We start from the raw sequence: 665 nt of genomic DNA, 5'->3' as shown, positions 1-665 counted from the left end.
CCCTGCGTCGCGACGAGACCGCAACGCCGTCGCTCGAGTCGACGACCGAACGCGACGCGGACGACCCAGGGTGCCTTGAGCACGCACCGACGGCCGAATCCGAACCGCCCACCGACGTACCGGCGGACAACGACGTCTACCGCGCCTGGCAGGCGGTGGTCGAGGCGGTTGGGAAGCAGGCCGACGATGCGGCGACGCCTGGCGACGTTCGCGAGGCGGCGATCGCCCACGGGTTCGACGCCGACACCGTCGACGAACTGACGCGTCTCTTCGAGGACAGTCGCTACGGCGGCCGAGAGCCCGACTCAGACCGAGAGCGGCGGGCGCGGACCCTCCAGCGCGATCTGGGACAGACGGAGGACGATGGCGATGGGTGAGCAGGTCGTCCGCTGGCTCTCACTCGCCCTCGCGGCCCTCTCGCTGGTGATCGGGGGCCTCACCCTCGTCGCGACCGACTGGGTCCTCAAGTGGGTCCCCGGCGACGCCGTCGTCACCATCGAGGTGCTGGGTCGACTCGCGTTGTACCTGTTCCTGTTTCTCGTCCTGGTCCAGAGCTACCGCATCGCCCGCTACCGGTTCGTGACGTCGGTCGACGAGACGGCGCCGCCGCCCCGAGAGCGCGCGACGGCGATCCCGGTCCCCGGCGACGACCTCGCCTACGCCGT

The 665-nt window shown here is 70.8% G+C and carries 2 protein-coding genes; both read left to right on the top strand.

Annotated features, from left to right (window positions below):
- Positions 1-377 (top strand): DUF4129 domain-containing protein (locus PGX04_RS28320; protein ID WP_273741538.1); only part of this gene is annotated, 377 nt, incomplete at its 5' end.
- Positions 370-665 (top strand): DUF7269 family protein (locus PGX04_RS28315; protein ID WP_425498466.1); only part of this gene is annotated, 296 nt, incomplete at its 3' end. The genes PGX04_RS28320 and PGX04_RS28315, both read left to right, overlap by 8 nt.

This window comes from Natrinema soli, assembly GCF_028618695.1.
This window is presented reverse-complemented; position numbering and strand designations above follow the sequence as displayed.